This window comes from Microbacterium aurantiacum, assembly GCF_002872075.1.
Taxonomy (GTDB): domain Bacteria; phylum Actinomycetota; class Actinomycetes; order Actinomycetales; family Microbacteriaceae; genus Microbacterium; species Microbacterium aurantiacum_A.
Window position 1 is genome coordinate 1 of the sequence record NZ_PGGU01000006.1, and the last position, 22,112, is coordinate 22,112.

Sequence of the window (22,112 nt, forward strand, 5' to 3'; positions counted from 1 at the left end):
CGAAGACCCGTCAACGCGAACGGAATGTAGTCATCCACATCCCCACGCCGGTCATAGACCACGTACACCACAAGCCGACGACCACCAACCGGGAAAACACCCGGCACCCGACTCATGTTTGTCATACTTTGAGGATCTCCGGGGTTCGTATGAATTCATCGACGCGTATCAGTTGCGCGCTCCTGGCTCGCAGGCCTGGACAATATTAGCTTCCGGCCTGTCAGCGTCCCTGGGCGAGCGCCTTGAGCAGGTAGGCTCCATATCCGCTCTTGATGAGGGGCTCAGCGCGCTCACGCAAGTCGTCATCCGTGAGGAAGCCCATCCGCCAGGCGACCTCTTCGGGGCAGCCGATGGACAAGCCCTGGCGCTTCTCGACCGTGCGGATGAAGTCGGTGGCCTCAGCGAGAGAATCGAATGTTCCCGTGTCCAGCCATGCGGTGCCTCTAGTGAGAAGCTGCACCTTGAGCTTCCCCCGAGCGAGGTACTCGCGATTGACATCGGTGATCTCCAGTTCGCCGCGCGGAGACGGCTTGAGCGCCTTCGCGATCTCGATGACGTCGTTGTCATAGAAATAGAGACCGGGGACGGCGTAGTTGCTCTTCGGCTTCTCCGGCTTTTCTTCGAGCGAGACTACGCGCCCGTCCTCGCCGAACTCGACGACACCGTAGGCCGTCGCGTCATCGACCCAGTACCCGAACACCACACCTCCGTCGAGGTCGTTGTACTGGCGCAACTGAGTGCCCATGCCATGGCCATAGAAGATGTTGTCACCGAGGACAAGGGCTGCTGAATCGGAGCCGATGTGTTCCTCTCCGAGGATGAACGCCTGGGCGAGTCCATCCGGAGACGGCTGGGTCTTGTAAGTGATCGAGACACCGAATCGCGATCCATCGCCGAGCAGCCGTTGGAACGACTCCGCGTCATGCGGCGTCGTGATCATCAGAATGTCACGAATGCCCGCGAGGATCAGCGTCGACAGCGGATAGTAGATCATCGGCTTGTCGTACACCGGAACCAACTGCTTGGAGATTCCGAGGGTGATGGGGTGCAGCCGGGATCCAGTTCCGCCGGCGAGAATGATTCCGCGCATGGGTAACAGTCTCCCCGATCCCGCACACCTGAACAAACGCCCCGAGTCTTGCAGCGCGTCCCCGGTACGCTGGGTGGCATGCAGAGACTGCTTGTCACCGGCGGCGCCGGATTCATCGGATCTAATTTCGTGCATCACGTGATCGAGAACACCGACGCACATGTCACGGTTCTCGACAAGTTGACATACGCCGGCAACGAAGCTTCTCTCGCCGGTCTCCCGACGGACCGCCTGCGGTTCGTACACGGCGATATCGTCGACGCCGAACTTGTCGACGGGCTCTTCGCCGACGCCGATGCGGTCGTCCACTACGCCGCCGAATCGCACAACGACAATTCCCTGCACGACCCCCGCCCTTTCCTCGACACGAACATCATCGGCACGTACACGTTGCTCGAAGCCGCGCGCCGCCACGATCGCCGGTTCCACCACATCTCCACGGACGAGGTGTACGGCGACCTGGAGCTGGATGACCCGGATCGCTTCACGGAGAGCACCCCGTACAACCCGTCCTCACCGTATTCGTCCACGAAGGCCGGCAGCGATCTGCTGGTGCGCGCATGGGTACGGTCTTTCGGCGTGCAGGCGACCATCTCGAACTGCTCGAACAATTACGGCCCCTATCAGCACGTCGAGAAGTTCATCCCACGACAGATCACGAATGTGATTCGCGGCATCCGGCCGAAGCTCTACGGGGCGGGGCTCAACGTCCGAGACTGGATCCACGCCGATGATCACTCCTCGGCTGTGCTGACGATCCTCGGCAAAGGCGAGATCGGCGAGACGTACCTGATCGGCGCCGACGGTGAGAAGGACAACAAGTCCGTCGTCGAACTCATCCTCACCCAAATGGGGCAACCCGCTGACGCGTACGACCACGTCACGGACCGCGCAGGCCACGATCTGCGCTATGCGATCGATTCCTCCAAGCTGCGCGCCGACCTCGGCTGGAAGCCGAAGTTCAGCGATTTCGAGTCCGGTCTCGCATCGACGATCGCCTGGTACCGGGACAACGAGCAGTGGTGGGCGCCGTCGAAGGACGCGACCGAGTCCTTCTACGCTTCCAAGGGGCAGTGATGACGGAGTTCGGCAAGACGCTCACGATCACCGAAACGACGATCCCCGGTCTGCTGGTCGCGGAACTTCCCGTCCACGGCGATTCACGCGGGTGGTTCAAGGAGAACTGGCAGCGCGAGAAGATGGTCGCGGCCGGTCTCCCCGATTTCGGACCGGTTCAGAACAACATCTCGTTCAACGACGCGGTCGGTACGACGCGAGGTGTACACGCCGAGCCGTGGGACAAGTGGGTATCGGTCGCAACCGGACGTATCTTCGGTGCCTGGGTGGATCTGCGCGAGGGGCCCACCTTCGGGACCGTGTTCACGACAGAACTCGATCCATCTCGAGCGATCTTCGTACCGCGCGGCGTCGGCAACTCCTACCAGACGCTGGAAACCGACACCGCGTACGCGTACCTGGTCAACGACCATTGGTCAGCCGATGCCGAGTACTCGTTCCTGAACCTCGCAGATGAGACCGCTGCCATCGCATGGCCGATTCCGCTCAGCGAGGTGGAGATCTCCGCCAAGGACCTTGCCCATCCCCGGCTCGCCGATGTCAGGCCCATCGGGCCGAAGAAGACGCTCATCGTGGGCGCCAACGGACAGCTCGGCCTCGCGCTGCACGCGCTCCTGGGCGACAGCTCGCGCTATGAGTACGCGACCAGGGACGACGTGGACCTGGCCGATCAGGACCTCGGATCGGCCCGCCGCTGGCGTGAGTACGACACGATCATCAACGCGGCGGCGTACACGGCCGTTGACGCGGCCGAGACCGCCGACGGGCGAGAGGAAGCCTGGGCAGCGAACGTGACCGGTGTCGCCGGGCTCGCCCGGATCGCGACCGAGAATGGCATCACGCTCGTGCACGTCTCCAGCGACTATGTGTTCGACGGGACGAAGACCGGAGACTACACGGAGCTCGACCCGGTGCGTCCACTCGGCGTGTACGGACAGACCAAGGCCGCTGGTGACGCGATCGTCAGCACCGTTCCCCGGCATTACATCGTTCGCACGTCATGGGTCATCGGAGAAGGCAAGAATTTTGTTCGGACGATGGCATCACTCGCCGAACGCGGCCTCGATCCGAGCGTTGTCGATGACCAGTTCGGCCGGCTTACCTTCACGAACGACATCGCTGCGGGCATCCAACATCTTCTCTCAAACCGCGCCGCCTACGGAACCTACAACCTCACAGGAGCGGGTGATGTGACGACCTGGGCCGGGGTTGCACGACAAGTGTTCGCCGCGACAGGCCATGACCCCGCACGCGTGACAGGAATCTCCACAGACGAGTATTTCGCGAAGTCGGCAACTCCGGTCGCACCCCGACCGCGCAACAGCGCCCTGGACCTCTCCAGGATCCGTTCAACCGGTTTCGTGCCCGGCGAAACGGTGGACTCATTGTCCGAGTACCTTCGCAGCTGAGGACGATTGCGTCGAAGGGTTTGATGATCGAATGGGTAGCTGAGCGTCAGCTGCCCATTCGTCTACACACGCCCGATCAGGGCACCGTGACGTCGCGGCAACCGAGGAAGGAGTGACCGCCGCTGCCATTGTTGATCGCGTAGACACAGACCCGATGCGCTCCAGGCGCCATTGCGACGGTCTCACCGAAACCGTGATTCGAACCAGCCCCAGGATAGAAGGCGGCAACATCGGCACGAGGATCGTCAGCGAGGTAGGCTGCACTCGCGGCGTCTACATAGATGTGAACGCTGATCGGACCCGCTGTGTCCGGGTCAATCGTCCATCCCGCGACGATCGCGCCCCCTGTCGTAGGAACCACAGCCTCGAAGTTGCCGAACGGTTTCAGACCACGGTCGACGCTGGGGGCCTTCACCGTGGCGATCCTGCATCCGAGGAACGTGTGGCCCCCACGACCAGTATTGATCGCGTAGGCGCAGACGTTCGTCGTACCCGTAGGCAGGGTGAGCGGCTCCACGAATCCGTGTCGGGTCCCGAATCCCGGATAGAAGGCCGCGACATCAGGGCGTTCCTTGTCCGCTGCGTACGCTGCGCTGCCTGCGCCGACGTACAAGTGGATCGCCACAGACGCGCTCGTGTCCGGGTCGATCGCCCACCCGGACGCCGTCGCGACGTTGCCCGACACGGAGAGCGCCTCGAAATTGCCGAATGGTGGCCGACCGAGGTCTGAACTCCCAGGGACGGTCACTTGTTGACATCCGAGGAGAGCGTGACCACCCGCTCCGACATTTATGCCGTACACGCAGACGTTATGTGGCCCCGGCGCCGCCTCCAACTTGCCTGCGAACCCGTGGGCCGTGCCGAAGATCGGGAAGTGCGCGGCCAGATCCGGGCGGGCTTTGTTTGCAGGCAACGCCCAGCTCTGCCCGTCGACGTACACGTGAACAGGGATTGAAGCCACGGTGTCGGGGTCGATCGCCCAGCCCGAGAACTCGACCGCGCCGGCTACGCCGACAACCGAATCCAATCGACCCGCCGGCGGTCCGCTGATGGCATTCAGCATCTTGCATCCGAGCAGAGCATTGGCCCCTGGGCCTGCGTTGATGGCGTAGACGCAGGCGTTGAACTGGCCCGGGCCGAAGGCGGGGATCTTCGCTGAGAACCCATGTTTGAGTCCCGTACCGGGATACGCCGCCGCGACATCAGGTCGGTCCACGTCTGCGGGGAAGGCACCAGCCTTAGGTCCGACGTAGACATGCACCGAGATGGGAGATGCCGTACTGGTGTCAGCAACCCATCCTGAAACCACGAACTCGCCAGGGCGGGCTTCGATCAACTCAATGTTCCCGAACGGGTCCTCAGCCCGAGTCGATCCGAACCAGTCTGTGAAGTAGTTGTAGAAGTTCCTGTTGCCGTAGGCCCCGCAGGGAGCCTCGCCGTGCCCGGCCGCCAGCGCCGCCGCGTTCGGCTGGTACGGCGTGTAGTAGTACATCGCCGACGTAGCCTTGTTCGCGATGTAGACGGGCGACGATCCGCAGGCGACGTTCGGGCTGTACCGGATGTTCCAGGTCTTCCCCGGTGCGAACCAGGTGAAGTACCGGCCCTCCATGTAGATCTGCATCTGCCGCGCAGCGCCATAGATCTGGTGGAAGAAGCCGACGAAGGCGGGGTCGCATGGTGCGTCGTCCGGGCAGCCCTGGCCCAAAGCCATGTCGTAGCGCCAGGCGCTCGGCCATGTGTTCGTGATCAGCCCCTGCTCCTTCTGGAGCATCACGATCAGCACCTGAGGGTTGATGCCGCAAGACTGCGCGACCTTGTAGATGATGCGCGCCGCGGTTTCGTTGGCGGCTCCTGTGTAGCCCTGGCAATAGCTGTCAGCCGGGCGATTGACCGAGGTGATCTTGAAGTCCTTCAGGCAGACGATCGGCCTGCCCTTTTCATCTGTGCCACCGCGACACGTCGTCACCTTGCCGTTGAAGAAGGACTGGATCTGCGCCTCGGTCATCGTGCTCTTGTTCGTGAACACGGCGTCACTGATGAGGTTCCCTGGGTCGAACCCGGCGAGCGTCATCGGCTTGATGCCGGTTACGGGGTCGGATGCCGCACGAGAGATTGGTGCCGCCGGTGCAGCCGTGGCGGCGCCGGTAGGCACGAGGACCGCTGCTACCAAAGCGACGACGGCGAGCAGGCAGGCGAACCAGCGTCCGGGCGCGATCGGGCGTCGAGGACTACGGGCCTGTCCAGTCATATCGACAGTCTGTCGCAGCGACGCCGTGATTCAGCGCTGGACACGCGTCATTGCGCCGAGGAACCACGTTCGATGCGGACGCCCGACGTCACAACTCGGCGTGCAGTCCCCACACCTTCTCGCCGGAACTCGCCCACGAGAACGCCCGCGAGCGGTCGGCCCCGAGCACGCGAAGCCGTCGCGCGCCCGGTCCGGCCGCGTCGACGACGGCGTCTGCCAGCTCGGAGGCGTCCACGAGCATCCCGCCGTCGGCGATCACGTCCCGATGGATGCCGCTTTCGACGGCGACCACGGGAACACCGAGCGTCATCGCCTCGATCGCGCGCCAGGGCCATACGGTGAGCGCGCTCGTCGCCGCGAACGCCGAAGCGCCGGAGAGCACCGCGGCACGATCGGTCGCCGGCAGCGGTCCGCGCATGTGGGCACGCTGCTCCGGGAGACCGGCGGCGGACGCGATCTCGGCCAGACGTGGCTCTGTCCCTTCGGCGACGTCGAGTACGACGGCATCCAGACCCGCCGCAGCGGCCGCACGGAAGCCCTCCTCGAGCGACGCGTTCGACCCGACGAGCACGACGTACTGCTCCGGCAGGGAGAGTTCCGATCGGCGTCCTGCGGCATCGGACGGCTCTGCGAATCCGGTGGGTGCGGCGCCCGCGATCACCCGCACGCGCTCTCCCACCTTCGCGAGCTCCTTGAGCCGCTCGGCGAAGGCATGCGAGGGCACGACCACGGCATCCGCATGCTTCACCGCCCGGCGCAGCATTCCGCGCTGCCAGGCGACGGTGGTCTTCGAGAGCGTCTCGGGGGCCTCCCAGGCGTTCAGGTCCCACAGCGTGACGGTCGTCTGGTCGTTGTCGTGGACGCGGTCGTGCCGAACCAGCGGCGCCATCAGGGTCGGCGCGTGGATCAGTCCCCCGCCCACCCCGTGCGTGATCCCCATCTGCCAGGACGCGGCGAGCTCGCGCCGCGCCAGCGGCAGGCGGCGCACCTCGGCGAGGCCGGCGATCTCGACCTCCGCGCCGGCCGCGACGATCGCGTCGACCTCGCATCCGGATGGCGTGGTCGCGATGAGACCCCGCACCAGATCGGCCGAAGCCGCAGCCTGATCGGCATCGACGACGTGCCCCAACTGATCCAGAACAACACGCAGTCGAGCACCCATGAGGAAAGGGTAGCCTCAGCCGCGATCGGCGCTCGGACAACGCGCGATCACGACCGGCAAGTGTCAGCGACTACACAGCTTCGCGAGCCTCAGGGCGACGGAGTCGCCGTCGGCGTCGGTGGATGCAGCGCCTGCTGGATCATCTCGTGCACATGGGCGTAGTCCGGTTCGTGCTCGTCGACCCCGAACTCGGGCGTGAGCTCGATCGACGTCACCGTCTGCTCCTTCGCCTTGAGCACCAGGTCGAAGAACTCGGGCAGCTTGTCCTGCGGAAGATCCGTCTCGATCAGCGCGGTTCCGGCAGCGGCGACCTCGTTGAAGCGGGTGAGCACGGTCTGCGGCGTGAACTGGGCGAGGATCGCAGCCTGCAGCTCGCGCTGCCGCTTCATCCGATCCCAGTCGCTCGTCGTGTACCGCGACCGCGCGTACCACTGCGCGGTGTCGCCGTTCATGTGCTGCTGACCCGGCTCGATCCATCCGATCGCCCAGTCCTCGGCCGGCTCGCCGTCGTAGGAAGGACCGCCGCCCATCGGCAGACGCTCGGTGACGTTGATATCCACTCCCCCGAGCGCGTCGATCAGTTGCGCGAAGCCATGCATGTCGACGAAGACGTAATACGGGATCTCGATGCCGAGCACGCCCTCCGCCGCATCCTTCGTCGCCTCGATGCCGGGCTCGGAACCGTGCGCCGCTGCGTCGGGATACAGCGCCGACCCGCCGTCCTCGCGGCAGGTCTGCGCGGCGTTGCGGACGTGGTTCATCCACCCGTTCCAGCCGCACGTCGAAGACGAGTGCCCCTCGAATCCGTTCGGATACTGCTCGAGCATGGGGCTCTTCGCGCTGAACGGCGCGTTCGGCAGCTCGCGCGGAATCCCGGTGATCGTCACGGCACCGGTCGTGGCGTTCACCGAGACCACCGAGATGCTGTCGAAACGCATGGAATCGCGCCCCTCCCCGCTGTCGGCGCCGAGCAGCAGGATGTTGTAGTACCCCTCGCTGGGAGGAAGGCTCGGACCGCTGTTCCCGAAGACTGCACCGAGCGTGTCGCGGACGGACCCGACTGCAGACGCCGCATAGGCCGTGCCGCTGCCGATCAGGCCGAACAGCAGCAGCGCGACCAGCGGGATCGCGAAGCGCGAGGGCCCCTGCACCTTCACGAGCCGTACCAGACGGAGGGTGTCGAGCGTGAGCACCAGCCACAGCACGGCGTAGCCGACCAGCGCGATCTGCACGACGGTGAGCAGCACGGCGGAGAACAGGCCGGCGCCGACCGCCAGCCACAGCAGCACCGGGCGGGCGAACATCGCCAGCGCCGCGACGACGATCACGAGGAACCAGACGAGCAACGTGGCGCCGAGACCGAACCGGCCGAGCCTGCGCCTGCCGGCGAGCACCTGCGCGGAGCCGGGGACGAGAACGTTGAGCAGCACCAGCCACCAGCCGCGCTTCGCCATCAGTCCGGCGTCGGAGGCGTCCGGATGCCGGAGCGGGCGCGTCTCGATCAACGGCCGCCCGACCGTGCGCGGAGGCGCAAGGGTCACAGCGACTCCTTCAGCCGATCGTTCTTCTCCCCGACCTGCGCCTCCAGCTCGCGCGCGTAGTCCTCGACCCGGTCTGCGAGGGCGTCGTCAGCGGTTCCGAGGATGCGCGCCGCGAGGATGCCGGCGTTGCGCGCACCGCCGATCGAGACCGTCGCCACCGGGATGCCCGCCGGCATCTGCACGATCGAGAGCAGCGAGTCCATCCCGTCGAGGTACGCGAGTGGCACCGGCACGCCGATCACGGGCAGCGCGGTCATCGACGCGAGCATGCCGGGCAAGTGGGCTGCACCGCCGGCTCCGGCGATGATGACGCGGATACCGCGGCCACGGGCCTCGCGGGCGTACTGCATCAGCTTGTCGGGCGTCCGGTGCGCGGACACCACCTCCACCTCGTGCGGGATGCCGAAGTCGCTGAGCGCCTGGGAGGCGTCGCTCATCACGCGCCAGTCGGAGTCCGATCCCATGACGACACCGACGAGAGGGGCTGTGGAGGAGTGCAGAGGCTCAGTCACCCACTCAGGCTACGGGCTGGGACTGTGAGATCCCCCGAACGGCGCGCACCCTCGGTCAGGCGAAATGCCCCGCTGCTGCGCGCGCGATGTAGACGGCGTCGTCGAGGTCGTCACCTGCGACGTTGACGTGTCCCACCTTTCGCCCCGGGCGCGGAGCCTTCCCGTAGGTGTGGATCTTCGCTGCGGGCTGATCGCTCATCGCCGCCGAGAATCGGTCCTCCAGCGTGCCCTGGGCCGGTCCGCCGAGGATGTTCACCATCACCGACCATGGCGCACGCGGACTCGTATCCCCCAGCGGCAGATCCGCGACGGCACGCAGGTGCTGCTCGAACTGGCAGGTGACCGCTCCGTCCTGTGTCCAGTGCCCGCTGTTGTGCGGACGCATCGCGAGCTCGTTCACCAGGATGCGCTCATCGTCGGTCTCGAAGAGCTCGACGGCGAGCATGCCGGTCACGCCCAGCCCCTCGGCGATCGTGCGGCCGATGCCTTCAGCCATCTGCGCCAGCCGCTGCGGTGCTCCGGGCGCCGGCGCGAGGACCTCAGCGCACACCCCGTCGCGTTGCACCGTCTCGACGACGGGATAGGCGACCATCTCTCCGCCGGGCCTCCGGGCCACCTGCTGCGCGAGCTCACGGACGAAGGAGACGAGCTCTTCGACGAGCAGCGCCTCCCCCTCCCCGAGCGCCGCGAACCAGTCATCCGCCTCGGAGCCGGCACGCACCACGCGCACGCCCTTGCCGTCGTACCCGCCGCGTGGGGTCTTCACGACTCCCCGGCCGCCGTGCGCGTCGAGGAAGGCCCGAAGCTCGTCGGCATCCCTGACCGCAGCCCAGTCGGGTTGCGGGATGCCGAGTTCGGCCAGCCGCGCGCGCATCACCAGCTTGTCCTGGGCGAACTGCAGCGCATCCGGTCCCGGATGCACCGCGACGCCGTCGGCGACGAGAGCGCGCAGGACGTCCTGCGGAACGTGCTCGTGGTCGAAGGTGACGACGTCGACGTCACGGACGAAGGCGCGCACGGCCTCGAGGTCTCGGTAGTCGCCGACCGCCGTCGCGGCGAGCTGCGCCGACATCCCCTCTTCCTCGGCGAGGACCCTCAGGTCGATGCCGATCTCGACCGCCGGAGCGATCATCATTCGGGCCAGCTGTCCTCCGCCGATCACGCCCACACGCAGCGCCATGTGCCGCCTCCATTCGTCCGGGTCCATTCTCCCGCACTGGTGCGGAAGAAAAAGACGCTCTCCCGCACTGGTGCGGAAGAAGAAGACGATGTCCCGCAATCGCGCGGGTCAGGAGTCTTCGAAGGAGTCGGCGCCCGCCTGGGCGTCGCGGTGTGCGAGGATCTGGCTCACCTCGATCTGATCGGCGAGAGTCTCGTGCACGAGGGTGACGTTCGGGACGTTCGCAATCCGCAGCGGCGCATCGACGCCGTTGGAGAGGATGATCGTGCCCACTCCCCACATCCGCTGCAGGATGCCGCGGCGCACGCCGATCGTGTACCCGCGCGCATGCGACATCTCGCGCCGATGGCTGGCACCCAGCCCGTGCTTGACGATGACACGACGCGTCGTCACGGTGCAGGTGCGCGACAGCCAGAGCGCATACGGCACCACGACGATCAGCAGAAGGACGAGACCGGCGGCCGTGAGCAGCATCCAGTTCTCGAACGGCGCAGGCAGGTTGTCGTAGAAGTAGGCCGCGCCGCCGAACACGGCGATCAGCACCGACGCAGACCAGAACAGCCGCCGCGCGTGACCGCGGAATCGGGCGATGAGCAGTTCCTCCGCCGGCACTCCGGGCGGCGGCATCATCGGCCTGCCTCCGAGCGTCACGGGGTGAGTCACACCTCTATTGTGCCTGTGGTCTGCGACATCCCCGGAGGCGCGCCGGTCATCGCGGCGTCAGAGCGCCTGAGCGTGCACCACATCGCCGGCCGAGATCGCGCGCTCGATCTCGTCGGCGAGCACCACCAGGCGTCCATCCGCGTCCAGCCGCATCGCGCGGCCCTGCACGGTCTCGCCGCCCGGCAGCGACACGCGCACGTCGCGCCCCAGCGTCACGCATCGTCCGGTGACCGACGCGTGCAGGCCGCTTCGCACGGCGTCGTCGGCTGCGACCAGCGCCGTGAGGTGACCGTCGAGTGCCTGCAGGTAGTCGGCCAGCAGGCGATCCTCGTCCACCTCGGCGCCGAGTGCGGCGAAGGAGGTCGCCGTCGGCACCGGAAGCTCTTCCGCGGTCATCGCCGTGTTCACGCCCGCTCCGACGATGATCGTCTCACCCGTCGCCTCCGCCAGAATTCCGCAGATCTTGTGCGTGAACGTTCCGGCTCCCCCGGCCTCACCGCCGCCGATGAGCACATCGTTCGGCCACTTCACGCCGACTTCATGATCGGGAAGCTGTGCCGCGACGGCTTCAGCCATCGCCAGTCCGGCCGCGAGCGGGATCCAGCCACGAGCATCGATCGATGCCGGCAGGCGTCGCAGCAGCACGGACACCGCCAGGGATGCTCCCGCCGGCGCAGTCCAGACCCGATCGAGCCGCCCCCGCCCCGCCGTCTGGTTCCTCGTCGTGAGCACCGACAGATGCGGCCAGCCGGCAGGGTCCTCGGCGTGCTCCCGCAGGTCGGTATTCGTCGAGCCCGTCTCGGGCAGCATGGCGAATCGGGCGGCGACGGCCGCGGCACGGGGAAAGTCCATGACGAGGAGCCTAGAGCTCTTCCTCGTCGGCTTCCTCGTCATCGTCGTCCTCGTCGGATCGGATGCTGCCCATCTCGTGCTCGTGCCAGTCGTCCCATTCGCTCATGAGCCGCTCGATGGCGCCGTGGAACTTGGCGGAGGCGACGCCGGGCGTCGTGTCGCCGAAGTAGTGCTGCACCCACATCCGCAGGCGGGCGATGGCTTCGGCATCCGCTCCGACCCGTTCCACTTCCGCGACGATGCCGGGGGCGGCATCCGCTGTCAGCCATTCGCAGTCGGCGAGGTAGCCGGTGGTGTCGACGGAGGCCCGTTCGTCGGCCGGGCGCGTGATCATCAGCGGTTTCCCCGCGGCGAGCCGGTCGTAGACCATGGCGGAGATGTCGACGATCGCGACGTCCGCCGAGGCGAGCTGCCAGCCGAGCTCGGGGCCGTTGTCGTAGACGTGCTGAGCGCCGGGATCGGCGGCGTTCGCGGCGGCCACGGCCGCGATGATCCGGCGGTGCGCGGCCCCGTACTCGTCATCGACGACGCCGCTGCGCGGATGCGGACGGTAGATGACCCGGTGCTCGCCTGTGGCGAGCAGTGCCGCGACCAGGGCTTCGCCGTGCGTAGCGATCGAACCGTAGTGGGCGCTGGGGCGATCGCCCTCCCACGTCGGCGCGTACAGGACGACCGTCCGCTCGTCGGGGGTGTACGGAAGCACTCCCGAGTAGTGATCGGCCTGCGGGCGGCCGATCTCGATGGTCCGTGCATCGATGTCGTAGTTCCACAGCGTCCGTGAGAGCCGATCACGCGCGGCCTGCCCGGCCACGAAGGCGTAGTCGTACGCCTTGTACTGATTAGTGGTCATGTACATCTTGTCGGACTCGCCGTGGTTGATGAACACGTGCCAGCGACGTCCGTACCGGAACATCTGGAAGTTGCGGGTGTTCTGGTTCACGTAGAGGACGACGCGGATGTCCTGCTTCGCGACGAACCTCTCGAGGTCGCGCACCGTCGGCACGAAGGTGATCGGCGGGGCGCCCTCCTCCTCGAGGAGCTTCTCGGCGCCTGTCGCGTTGCGGGAGATCACGACCACCGGCCAGCGCTTCGCGAGCTCCGCGAGCGGTCGGTACCACTGACGCATCTGGTACATGTTGACGGCGCCGTCGGCGAAGTACACCGCGACCTTGTAGTGGTCAGCGGGGAGCGGGCCGTCCGCCTGCAGACGGCGCCGCACGCGTTGCACCGCGGATCGCGAGATCAGCGCTCGCCTGAGCAGGCGATATGCCTTCGTCGCGTCGGAAACTGCACCCATCCCTCCAGGATACTGAGTCCCCGTCACCGCCCTTCCCGCTTCCGGCCGGACTGCGGCCTCAGATCTCCGGCTGATCGACGCCGTCGTCCTCTTCGGCACCTGCGGACGGTGTCAGGAAGTCGCCGTCGAGAGCACGCCACCGTTCCCACTCATCCATCAGCTGCTCGATCGCCGCGTGGAACTTCGCCGTCGCCACACCGGGGCTCGTGTCGCCGAAGTAGTGCCGCACCCAGTGCCGCAGCCGGGCGACCGCCTCATCGTCGGCGCGGACGCGGTCGACCTCGGAGACGATGTCGGCCGCGGCATCCGACATCAGCCACTCGCAATCCGAGAGGTAGCCCTCGTCATCGATCCGCGCGAGGGGGTCGACCGGGCGGGTGATCAGCAGCGGCTTGCCGACCGCGAGCCGGTCGTAGATCATCGCCGAGACGTCGACGATGGCCACATCGGCAGCAGCGAGCTGCCAGCCGACCTCTGGTCCATCGTCGTGGACATGGTGTGCCGCAGGATCGGAGGCGTTGGCGGCGGCGATCGCGGCGATGATGCGCCTGCTGGCCGCCCCGTACGCCGGCGCGTTGATCCCGCTGCGCGGATGGGGCCGGTAGATGACACGATGCCGACCGGTGGCGAGCAGCTCGGCGACGAGGCGTTCACCGTGCGAGATGACGGATCCGTAACTCATCGATGCGCGATCCCCCTCCCACGTCGGCGCGTAGAGCACCACGATGCGATCGTCCGCCGGGTACGGCGTCTCGGCGAGATAGTGATCGGCTTGCGGCCGCCCGATCTCGAGCGTGCGGTGCTCGACGTCGTAGCCCCAGAGCGTCCGCGACAGGCGATCGCGCGCAGCCTGGCCCGCGACGAGCGCATAGTCGTAGGCCTTGTACTGATTGCTGACCATGTAGACCTTGTCGGACTCGCCGTGGTTGATGAACACGTGCCAGCGACGCCCGTACCGGAACATCTGGAAGTTGCGGGTGTTCTGGTTCACGTACAGGACGATCCTGATGTCCTGATCGGCGATGTAGTGCTCCAGATCGCGGATCTTCGGGACGTACGCCACCGGCAGCACGCCGTCGTCGAGCAACGTCTCGGCACCGATGGCCGAACGCGACAGCACGACGATCGGCCAGCGCTCCGCGAGCCCGGTGAGCGGCCGGTACCACTGCCTGATCTGGTACATGTTCACCGCGGAATCGGCGAAGTACACCGCGATCCGGAACCGATTCCCCTCCGGCGCTTCCGCCCTGCCCCGCACGCGCTGGGTGGCCGCACGCGACACGACAGCGCGGCGGATCAGGCGATATGCCTTCTTCACATCCGTGATGACGTCCATCCCTCGACGGTAATCAGCGAACCTCCGAGGTCGCCGTGACATGATCGACGGATGCATGAGAACGAAACCGCAGTGCCGCCTCCCGGCGTCTCGTTCGTCATGCCGGTGCTCAACGAGCGCGCCTACCTCGAACACGCCGTGGCGTCGGTTCTCGAGCAGGAACTCGACGGCCCGGCCGAACTGGTGCTCGCGCTTGGCCCCTCGACCGACGGAACCACCGAGCTCGCCCACCAACTCGCCGCCGAAGACGACCGGATCCGGCTCGTGGGCAACCCCGCCGCGCACATCCCCGTCGGGCTGAACGCGGCGATCCGCGCCAGCCGCTACTCGACGATCATCCGCGTGGACGCGCATTCGGAGCTCTCTCCTGGCTATGCCGCCCGGGCGCTGCTCACACTGCAGCGGACCGGGGCGGCGAACGTCGGCGGCGTCATGCGCGCCGACGGGCGGAGCCCGTTCCAGAAGGCCGTCGCCCGCCTGTACAACTCCCCCGTCGGCCTCGGCGGCGGCGCCTACCACAGCGGCAATCAGGAGGGGGAAGCGGAATCCGCGTACCTCGGGGTCATGCGCCGGGACGTGCTCGACGAGGTCGGCCTCTTCGATGAGTCCGTCCGCCGCGGCGAGGACTGGGAGCTGAACCTGCGCATCCGCCAGGCCGGTCACCGCGTCTGGTTCGACCCCGCCCTGTCGGTCACCTACTGGCCCCGCGAGAGCTGGCTGCGACTGGCCCGGCAGTTCAACGCGACGGGCGCGTGGCGCGGCGAACTGGTGCGCCGGTTCGGCAGGCGCAACGGCATCCGCTACTTCGCACCTCCTGCGCTCGTGGTCCTGATCGCGCTCGCACTGGTCGTCGCCGCGCTGCAGCTGACCGGCGCCCTCACGGGTCTCGTGTCGGCGATCGCATCCCTGGTGTATCTGCCGCTCGCCGCGTACGTCGCGCTCGTCCTGGCAGTCGCCCTCACGCCCGGCGGCGGCAGCGTCCGTCAGCGACTGTGGACGCTCCTCGTGCTCCCCACGATGCACGTTTCCTGGGGACTCGGCTTCCTCGGTGGTGTACTGCGCGGCGCGCGCGACACCGTCGACGCCTCCCGCCTCGGCACGCGCAACACCCCTCTGCCGTAGCCGGTGAGGATCAGCGGGTGACGAATCCCTGATCGAGGATGCGTGCGACCACGCGCTGAGCGGCATGGCCGTCGTCGCGCGTGTTGAACTGAGCCTGCCACGCCGCGTAGCGGGACGCATACGCGGCCTCGTGTCCGGGGTCCGCGAGCGCCGCAGCGAGTTCCTCCTGCGTGTGCACCAGCGGACCCGGCGCCCGATCGGCGAGATCGAAGTAGAAGCCGCGCAGCTCGCCGCGGTAGTGGGCGAGATCCGGCACCAGGAAGTACATCGGCTTGCCCGTGACGCTGAAGTCGAACATCACCGAGGAGTAGTCGGTGATCAGCCCGTCCGCCGCCAGCAGCAGCTGCGCCGTCTCGGGGTAGCCCGTGACGTCGATCACGCGGGCACCCGCCCGATCGCGCCCGGGCTTCAGGGTGCGCGAGTGCCCGCGTACGAGCACGACAGAGTCCGCCTGTCGCGCGAGCAGCTCCGGGTCGACGAAATCGACCATCTCGGTGCGATCGTCGCGCCAGGTCGGGGCGTAGAGCAGCACGCGCTCATCGGCCCCGATGCCGAGCGCCGCCCGGATGGCCGTCGCGTCACCGGTGCGGAGAACGTCGTTACGGGGGTAACCCTCTGTCCAGATCGGCCGGCCGAAGAACGCGTACGCCTTCTTGAGGATGCGGGCGGAGTAGGGGTTCTGCGCGAGCAGGACGTCCCACCGCCGCGCCTCCTTCACCACGGCCGCCATGCGGCGAGGATCGAACCCGGGCCGGTGCAGGGCCAGGCGCTTGAGCGGAGTGCCGTGCCAGGTCTGCAGCACCTTCTGCCCCGCTTTGCGGGCGAACCGGCGGCGCAGCCAGTCGTTGACGACCAGGAGGCGGGCCGCGGCCCGCGCACGCCACCATTCCGGGCTGCCCTCGACGACGGCGACGGCCCCGTCCGGAACCGCGACGGAGAGGTCGGTCACGCTCCAGTATCGGCGCACGCCCGGTGCCTGCACGGCGAGTTCCCGGTCGATCGCGCGCGGGTTGCAGCCGACGCTCTGCCCGTAGAAGCTCTCGAAGAACACCGCGTTCTCGGTGCCGCCGGCCTGTGCGACATACCGCTCCTCGAGGGTCGACTGGCCCAGAGCGCTCTCATACACCGGGTCCAGCGGCGGCGCGATCCGCACGACGTGCCCGTCGAGGTCGACGCGGAGGCCCGGCAGGAGCGTCGGCGCGATCGACAGTCCTTCGAGCAGGACTTCGTCGATGCGGAGCTCGTACTCCCCCGCGGGCAGCGGCAACTCCGCTCCGCCCCAGCGCGAGGCACGCAGCGCGAACGTGGCCTTCCACGTCTTGCCCCCGCCGGTGATCCTGGCGTCGACGCGTGCGCGGGAGCCGACCAGCTCGGCGCGCGCCGGACGCCCGCCTTCCCCGGCGATGATCAGCGTCTCCGCCTGGTCATCGATGCGGGCCGTCGTCATGCTGCTCCCTTCGGCGCAGGGATGCCCCGCGCGCGGATTGCCTGATACACCCGCCGGGTGTTGCGTCCGTCGCGGTACGCGTGCATCTCCGCGCTGAGCGTAGCGGAACGCCGTGCCTTCGCGGTGAAGGCGGCTTCGTCGGTGAGGAGCCGTTCGAGCTGCGTGGCCAGCTCGTTCCAGTCGGTCGCGACGTCGTCACCCGCGACGTCCTCGAATCGCCCGTAGAAGCCGCGTGTGCGCGCATACGCGGCGGCATCAGGCGCGAGGAACAGCACCGGCATCGCCAGCAGGCCGACGTCGAAGGCGAGCGAGGAGTAGTCGGTGATCAGCACGTCGACGGCGGCGAGCGCCGGAGTCACGTCAGCAAGGTCGCGTGAGCTCAGCATCCGCACCCGCAGGCTCGGCAGGGGCGGCGAGTACGCTCCCTCGCCGAGGGGGTGCGAGCGGACCATCAGGACCGCATTGCGCTCCTCGAGCAGACGGATGATGCGCACCCATTCCGCGGCGGTCGGCACCGCCGGGTCGGCCGCGCCGTCACGCCAGGTGGGTGCATACAGGACCACGCGGGCGCCCTCGGGCAGGTCGCCGGCGGTGCGGACGAGCAGAGCGGATGCCGCTGCACGGCGCTGCTCCTCGGTCCCGGTCGAGAGCACGTCCACCCGCGGTTCACCGGTGACCACGATCCGCTCGTCGCCGAGCCCGAAGGCCGATTCCAGACGACCGCGGGAACGATGGGAGGCCGCCGGGAGCACGCGGATGCGCTGGGCGGCTGCCCGGTACAGCAGGGCGATCAGGCGCTGCAGCACCGCGTGACCGGGCACGCGCGGCACCTGGGTCGTCGCCGGGGAATCGAGGCCGATCCGTTTGAGCGGGATGCCGTGCCACAGCTGCACGACGAACGCGTCGGCCACGCCGTAGCGGTTCACGTCACCCAGGCCGTGGGTCACGACCACGACCCCCGCCCGCGCCGTCTCCCACCAGCCACGCGGGCTCGTCTTGCGCACCGTGCGGATGCCGAGTGCCGCCGCATCCTGCTCCTCGCGTTCGGAGGAGGTGAGCCACAGCGTGTCGTGTCCCTCTTCACTCGCGAGCGCGTGGAGGGCGAGCGCACCGTCGCCGATGCCGGCGCCGCATCCGAAGACCCAGCGGTTCCCGCGGGGGACAAGGAATGTTCCTATGCGCCCCGCGGCATAGACGGGGATCCGGAGCAGCTTGGCCGCGTTGCCGGAGCCGAAGGAGAAGGACGCCACCCCGCGAGCCTATCGCGCGGGTGGCGTCCTTCTCTGTGCGGGTGGCTCAGCCGGCGAGCGCGCCGAGCGTCACCTCGATCTCGCTCTCGCGGCCGTCGCGGACGTAGGTGACGGTCGCGGTGCTACCTGCGGCGGCGGCCCGCACCTGCGCCGTGAGGTCGCTCGCGCTGGTGATCGGCACGCCGTTGAAGGCGGTGACGATGTCGTCGGCCTTCAGGCCGCCGGCTGCTGCCGCACCGCCGTTCGTCACCTCGGCGATGAAGGCTCCCGCGACCTCTGCGCCCTCGACCGATGCGGCATCCCGCACCGATGCGCCCAGCAGGCCGTGTGTGGCGGAGCCGTTCTCGATGATCTCCTTCGAGACGCGCTCGGCGATGTTCGACGGGATCGAGAAGCCGAGACCGATCGAACCGGACTCCTCGGAATTGCCGGAGCTGGCGATGGCGACGTTGATCCCGATGAGCTCGCCCTTGCTGTTGACCAGAGCGCCACCGGAGTTTCCGTGGTTGATCGCGGCGTCCGTCTGGATGACGGCGATCGAGATCGAATCGGAGGTCTGCTGCTGGCCGGAGCCGGGCAGGTCGAACTGGAACGGCCCGCCCTCGCCCTGCTCCTCCGGCGCCTCCTCCTGCGGCGCGTCTTCGCCGGAGGAGTCGGGCAACGCGGACGACGCGATCTGGATGCTGCGGTTCAGCGCGCTGATGATGCCTGTCGTCACCGAGTTGGACAGCCCCAGCGGAGCACCGAGCGCGACCGCCGTGTCGCCGACGTTGAGCTTCGACGAGTTGGCGAACTCGATGGGCGTGAGGCCCTTCGCGTCCTCGAGCTTGATCACGGCGAGGTCGTAGATCGGGTCCGTGCCGACGACAGTGGCGTCGTAGATGCGTCCGTCCGATGTCGTGACGCGGATCGTGGGATCGGCCACGGCGCCGCCGAGCGTGACGACGTGGGTGTTGGTCAGCACGTAGCCGTCATCGCTGATGATCACACCGGATCCGCTGCCGCCCTCGTCGGTGCCGGCCACCTCGATGGTGACGACCGAGGGCAACGCCTTCGCGGCAATCGCCGTCGTCTCGTTCACCGAACCGGGGTTGTTCACCGTGACCGTCTCCGGACCTGAGGCGACGCCGGCGGGCGGCGGGGTGCCGACTGCGCTCCAGATGGCGCCGCCGCCGAAGCCGGCGACTCCGCCGACGAGCGCTGCGGCCACCACGAGGGCTGCGACCTTCACACCCGTTCTGGGCTTCTGACCTGTCCCCTTGGCCGCACCTGCGGCGCTCGGGGTGTCGCTCCCCTGAACGTCGATGAAGCCTACCGGTGCGGTGCCGCCCAGCGGCGACGTCGGGTGCGTCGCGCCCGACGGTGTCGGAAGCCCGAATGCCGCGCCGCCCGCCTGGTGGGGGTTCGAGGCGGAGGCTGTGGACGGCGCGGCCGACGTGAACGCCGACGGCACCTCGTGCCCCTGTCCTGCGGCGACGCCGTGCGCCGGACCGGGCGCCGGGCTCGCTACGGGGTTCGCGGCAGCGTCTGCGGCCTGGGTGGGCGGCACAACGGGTGCCGTGTGGTCGTGGGTGTTGTCTTCGTTCATGGTGTGTGCTCCTTCAACAACGCCTCTTCAGAGTGCGCCCCGTATCTGTGCGTTTCGTATGCTCGGGGTGAGTTTCCGCTATGGCCTTAGCCTGTTCTTCATGAGTGACATTCCCGGTGCATGGCGACGCACGGCAGCAGGGGCCGGCCTGCTCTCGGCCGATGGCGTTGTCGCGCCCACCATCTTCGCAGAGATGTCGGCCGCCGCGGCGAGAACCGGCGCGATCAACCTGGGCCAGGGGTTTCCCGACGAGGACGGTCCGGCGGAGGTGCTGGATGCTGCGCGCGAGGCGATCTCCCGCGGTGCGAACCAGTATCCGCCCGGTCGGGGCATCCCGGACCTGCTCGCCGCGATCAGCGAGCACCAGCAGCGCTTCTACGGGCTGAACGTCGATCCCGAGCGCGAGGTCATCGTCACGGCAGGAGCCACCGAGGCGCTGACCGCGACGCTCCTCGCTCTCATCGACGGCCCCGATGACGAGGTCGTCGTCTTCGAGCCGTATTACGACTCCTACGCAGCTGCCGTCGCCCTTGCCGGTGCACGGCTGCGCACGGTGCCACTGCGCGCCCCGGGCTTCCAGCCGGATCTCGGGGAGCTTGCGGCATCCGTCACCGACCGCACCCGGATCATCCTGGTGAACGACCCGCACAACCCCACCGGAGCCGTCTTCGCCGCGGATGTACTGGCCGAGGTCGTGCGCCTCGCGACCCTCCACGATGCGATCATCGTCACCGACGAGGTCTACGAGCACCTCGCCTTCCACGCACCGCACACGCCGATCGCGGCGCTGCCGGGTGCCGCAGAACGCACGCTCACGATCTCCTCCGCCGGCAAGACGTTCAACACGACCGGCTGGAAGATCGGCTGGGTGCACGGACCCGCCGACCTCATCACCGCGGTGCTCACCGTGAAGCAGTACCTCACATACGTGAACGGATCTCCGTTCCAGCCGGCGATCGCGCTCGGGCTGCGGATGCCGGATTCGTACTTCGCGGACGCCGCATCCGCCCTCGCCCGCAAGCACGAGATCCTCGGTGCGGGGCTCCAGACAGCGGGATTCACAGTGCTCCCGCCGCAGGGCGGCTACTTCACCGTCGCCGACGCGACCGTGCTCGGAGGAGCGGATGCCGCCGCGTTCTGCCGTGCTCTCCCCGAGCGCGCCGGTGTCGTCGCGATCCCGCTCACCGCGTTCGTCTCCGCCGAGCGTCGTCCGGAGTACGACGGACTGGTGCGGTTCGCCGCATGCAAGCGGGTCGAAGTGCTCGAGGAGGCCGCGTCGCGGCTGGCTGCCTTCGGCGCCTGAGGCTGTCTTCGAGGCGCCGCCGCCGCGACTGCCCGCGTGCCACTTGCATGACCGATGCACACATGCAGGTCTGCAGTTAGGCGTGTCGCCCTGCAGGCGTGTTTTCGTCATGCAGGTTGAACGCGCTGACCATGTCGGCGCAGGATCCGCCGCGGGCCTCAGCGCGGGATGACGGCGTACCGGCGCAGGCGCAGGGACGGGTTCACCGCGCGCACGCGATCGATCGCGGCGCGCTCCACGGTCGCGATGGCGATGCCGTCGCCTGTGCCGACCCCGGCCAGCACGACGCCCTGCGGGTCGATGATCTGAGAGTGCCCCACCCCGATCGGCGCGGGGTGGTCGGCCGCGACGACGTAGGCGGTGTTCTCGATCGCCCGCGCGGCGAGCAGAGTCGTCCAGTGGTGCTCCTTGAGCGGGCCGCGAACCCACTCCGCGGGGACCACCAGAGCGTCGGCGCCGGCGTCCATCAGGGTGCGCGCCACCTCGGGGAAGCGCAGATCGTAGCAGGTCATCAGGCCGAACCGCAGGCCGCCGGCCTCGAACGTCGATGCCTCCCCCGGCTCGCCGGACTCGATCCAGTCCGACTCGCGCTGCCCGAACGCGTCGTACAGATGCTGCTTCCGGTAGACCGCGAGGATGCCGTCACCGCGGACCGCAACGACCGCGTTGCGCACGCGGTGCTCGTCGGCCGCGCGTTCGACGAGGCCCGCGACGATGACGACGGCGTACTCTGCGGCGAGCGCCGTCAGCGCCGTGACGAACTCGCCGTCCAGAGACTCCGCATTCTCCGCGAGAGTGGCGTCCATCGGGTCGATGAAGTAGCTGGAGTACTCCGGGAAGACGACCATTCTCGCGCCCCGGCCGGCGGCCTCGGCGGTGAGGCCGGCGATCCGCTCCAGGTTGTCGGCACGGGATGCGGTGGGCGCGAACTGGCAGACGGCGACGGGCAGGGCGGATGTCTCGGACATGCCCCCATCCTCCCAGCATCCGCCCTCCCGTGACACGCCCGGGAGGACCCGCTCGATTCGACGACCC

General features: G+C 67.9%; 18 protein-coding genes. 4 read left to right on the forward strand and 14 right to left on the reverse strand.

Annotated elements, in window-relative coordinates:
• Nucleotides 1-220: 220 nt before the first annotated feature.
• Nucleotides 221-1,090 (reverse strand): glucose-1-phosphate thymidylyltransferase RfbA, encoded by an 870-nt coding sequence (gene rfbA, locus CUR96_RS05425; protein WP_102192287.1) that lies wholly within the window; start codon nucleotides 1,088-1,090, stop codon nucleotides 221-223.
• 78 nt (nucleotides 1,091-1,168) lie between these two features.
• On the opposite strand from rfbA, the gene rfbB reads away from it, so the two are divergent.
• Nucleotides 1,169-2,167 (forward strand): dTDP-glucose 4,6-dehydratase, encoded by a 999-nt coding sequence (gene rfbB / locus CUR96_RS05430; protein ID WP_102192288.1) that lies wholly within the window; start codon nucleotides 1,169-1,171, stop codon nucleotides 2,165-2,167.
• Nucleotides 2,167-3,576, forward strand: coding sequence for a sugar nucleotide-binding protein (locus tag CUR96_RS05435; RefSeq protein ID WP_102192289.1), 1,410 nt, complete (start codon nucleotides 2,167-2,169; stop codon nucleotides 3,574-3,576). The genes rfbB and CUR96_RS05435 overlap by 1 nt, the downstream gene beginning before the upstream one ends.
• Nucleotides 3,577-3,652: 76 nt before the next feature.
• On the opposite strand, the gene CUR96_RS05440 is transcribed toward CUR96_RS05435, so the two are convergent.
• The 9 genes from CUR96_RS05440 to CUR96_RS05480 all read right to left on the reverse strand — a co-directional run bounded on the left by CUR96_RS05440 (nucleotide 3,653) and on the right by CUR96_RS05480 (nucleotide 14,367).
• Entirely contained in the window at nucleotides 3,653-5,824 is a 2,172-nt protein-coding gene (locus CUR96_RS05440) for a hypothetical protein (protein ID WP_102192290.1), read from the reverse strand.
• A gap of 88 nt (nucleotides 5,825-5,912) precedes the next feature.
• Nucleotides 5,913-6,986, reverse strand: coding sequence for a glycosyltransferase (locus CUR96_RS05445; protein ID WP_102192291.1), 1,074 nt, complete (start codon nucleotides 6,984-6,986; stop codon nucleotides 5,913-5,915).
• An 89-nt stretch (nucleotides 6,987-7,075) separates the two neighbouring features.
• A complete protein-coding gene (locus tag CUR96_RS05450) occupies nucleotides 7,076-8,527 on the reverse strand; it encodes an LCP family protein (RefSeq protein WP_102192292.1) in 1,452 nt (483 codons plus the stop codon).
• Entirely contained in the window at nucleotides 8,524-8,991 is a 468-nt protein-coding gene (gene purE, locus CUR96_RS05455) for a 5-(carboxyamino)imidazole ribonucleotide mutase (RefSeq protein WP_102192537.1), read from the reverse strand. The genes CUR96_RS05450 and purE overlap by 4 nt, the downstream gene beginning before the upstream one ends.
• Nucleotides 8,992-9,094: 103 nt before the next feature.
• Entirely contained in the window at nucleotides 9,095-10,219 is a 1,125-nt protein-coding gene (locus CUR96_RS05460) for a 5-(carboxyamino)imidazole ribonucleotide synthase (RefSeq protein ID WP_102192293.1), read from the reverse strand.
• Between the two features lie 108 nt (nucleotides 10,220-10,327).
• On the reverse strand, nucleotides 10,328-10,882 hold the full coding sequence (locus CUR96_RS05465) for a PH domain-containing protein (protein ID WP_432612413.1): 555 nt from the start codon (nucleotides 10,880-10,882) through the stop codon (nucleotides 10,328-10,330).
• 57 nt (nucleotides 10,883-10,939) lie between these two features.
• The gene (locus tag CUR96_RS05470) at nucleotides 10,940-11,734 is read right to left on the reverse strand and encodes a biotin--[acetyl-CoA-carboxylase] ligase (protein WP_102192294.1); all 795 of its coding nucleotides are present in this window, start codon (nucleotides 11,732-11,734) and stop codon (nucleotides 10,940-10,942) included.
• A gap of 10 nt (nucleotides 11,735-11,744) precedes the next feature.
• Nucleotides 11,745-13,031: a CDP-glycerol glycerophosphotransferase family protein gene (locus CUR96_RS05475; protein WP_102192295.1), complete on the reverse strand. Its 1,287-nt coding sequence runs from the start codon at nucleotides 13,029-13,031 to the stop codon at nucleotides 11,745-11,747.
• A 58-nt stretch (nucleotides 13,032-13,089) separates the two neighbouring features.
• Nucleotides 13,090-14,367 carry a CDP-glycerol glycerophosphotransferase family protein gene (locus tag CUR96_RS05480; protein WP_146008125.1) on the reverse strand — a complete coding sequence of 426 codons (1,278 nt, stop codon included), beginning with the start codon at nucleotides 14,365-14,367 and terminating at the stop codon, nucleotides 13,090-13,092.
• A gap of 51 nt (nucleotides 14,368-14,418) precedes the next feature.
• Between CUR96_RS05480 and CUR96_RS05485 the strand changes: the two genes are divergently transcribed.
• A complete protein-coding gene (locus CUR96_RS05485; protein WP_102192296.1) occupies nucleotides 14,419-15,489 on the forward strand; it encodes a glycosyltransferase family 2 protein in 1,071 nt (356 codons plus the stop codon).
• A 10-nt stretch (nucleotides 15,490-15,499) separates the two neighbouring features.
• Here CUR96_RS05485 and CUR96_RS05490 read toward each other — a convergent pair whose 3' ends face one another.
• From CUR96_RS05490 to CUR96_RS05500, 3 genes are read right to left on the reverse strand one after another with little or no spacing between them, the layout of a single operon-like run.
• A complete protein-coding gene (locus CUR96_RS05490; protein ID WP_102192297.1) occupies nucleotides 15,500-16,936 on the reverse strand; it encodes a CDP-glycerol glycerophosphotransferase family protein in 1,437 nt (478 codons plus the stop codon).
• The gene (locus CUR96_RS05495; RefSeq protein WP_102192298.1) at nucleotides 16,933-18,186 is read right to left on the reverse strand and encodes a CDP-glycerol glycerophosphotransferase family protein; all 1,254 of its coding nucleotides are present in this window, start codon (nucleotides 18,184-18,186) and stop codon (nucleotides 16,933-16,935) included. The genes CUR96_RS05490 and CUR96_RS05495 overlap by 4 nt, the downstream gene beginning before the upstream one ends.
• Before the next feature lie 46 nt (nucleotides 18,187-18,232).
• On the reverse strand, nucleotides 18,233-19,774 hold the full coding sequence (locus tag CUR96_RS05500; RefSeq protein WP_102192299.1) for a S1C family serine protease: 1,542 nt from the start codon (nucleotides 19,772-19,774) through the stop codon (nucleotides 18,233-18,235).
• Between the two features lie 100 nt (nucleotides 19,775-19,874).
• Between CUR96_RS05500 and CUR96_RS05505 the strand changes: the two genes are divergently transcribed.
• Nucleotides 19,875-21,077: an aminotransferase class I/II-fold pyridoxal phosphate-dependent enzyme gene (locus CUR96_RS05505; RefSeq protein ID WP_102192300.1), complete on the forward strand. Its 1,203-nt coding sequence runs from the start codon at nucleotides 19,875-19,877 to the stop codon at nucleotides 21,075-21,077.
• Between the two features lie 158 nt (nucleotides 21,078-21,235).
• On the opposite strand, the gene CUR96_RS05510 is transcribed toward CUR96_RS05505, so the two are convergent.
• Complete coding sequence (locus tag CUR96_RS05510; protein WP_102192301.1) at nucleotides 21,236-22,045, reverse strand: carbon-nitrogen hydrolase family protein; 810 nt, start codon at nucleotides 22,043-22,045, stop codon at nucleotides 21,236-21,238.
• Nucleotides 22,046-22,112: the final 67 nt, after the last annotated feature.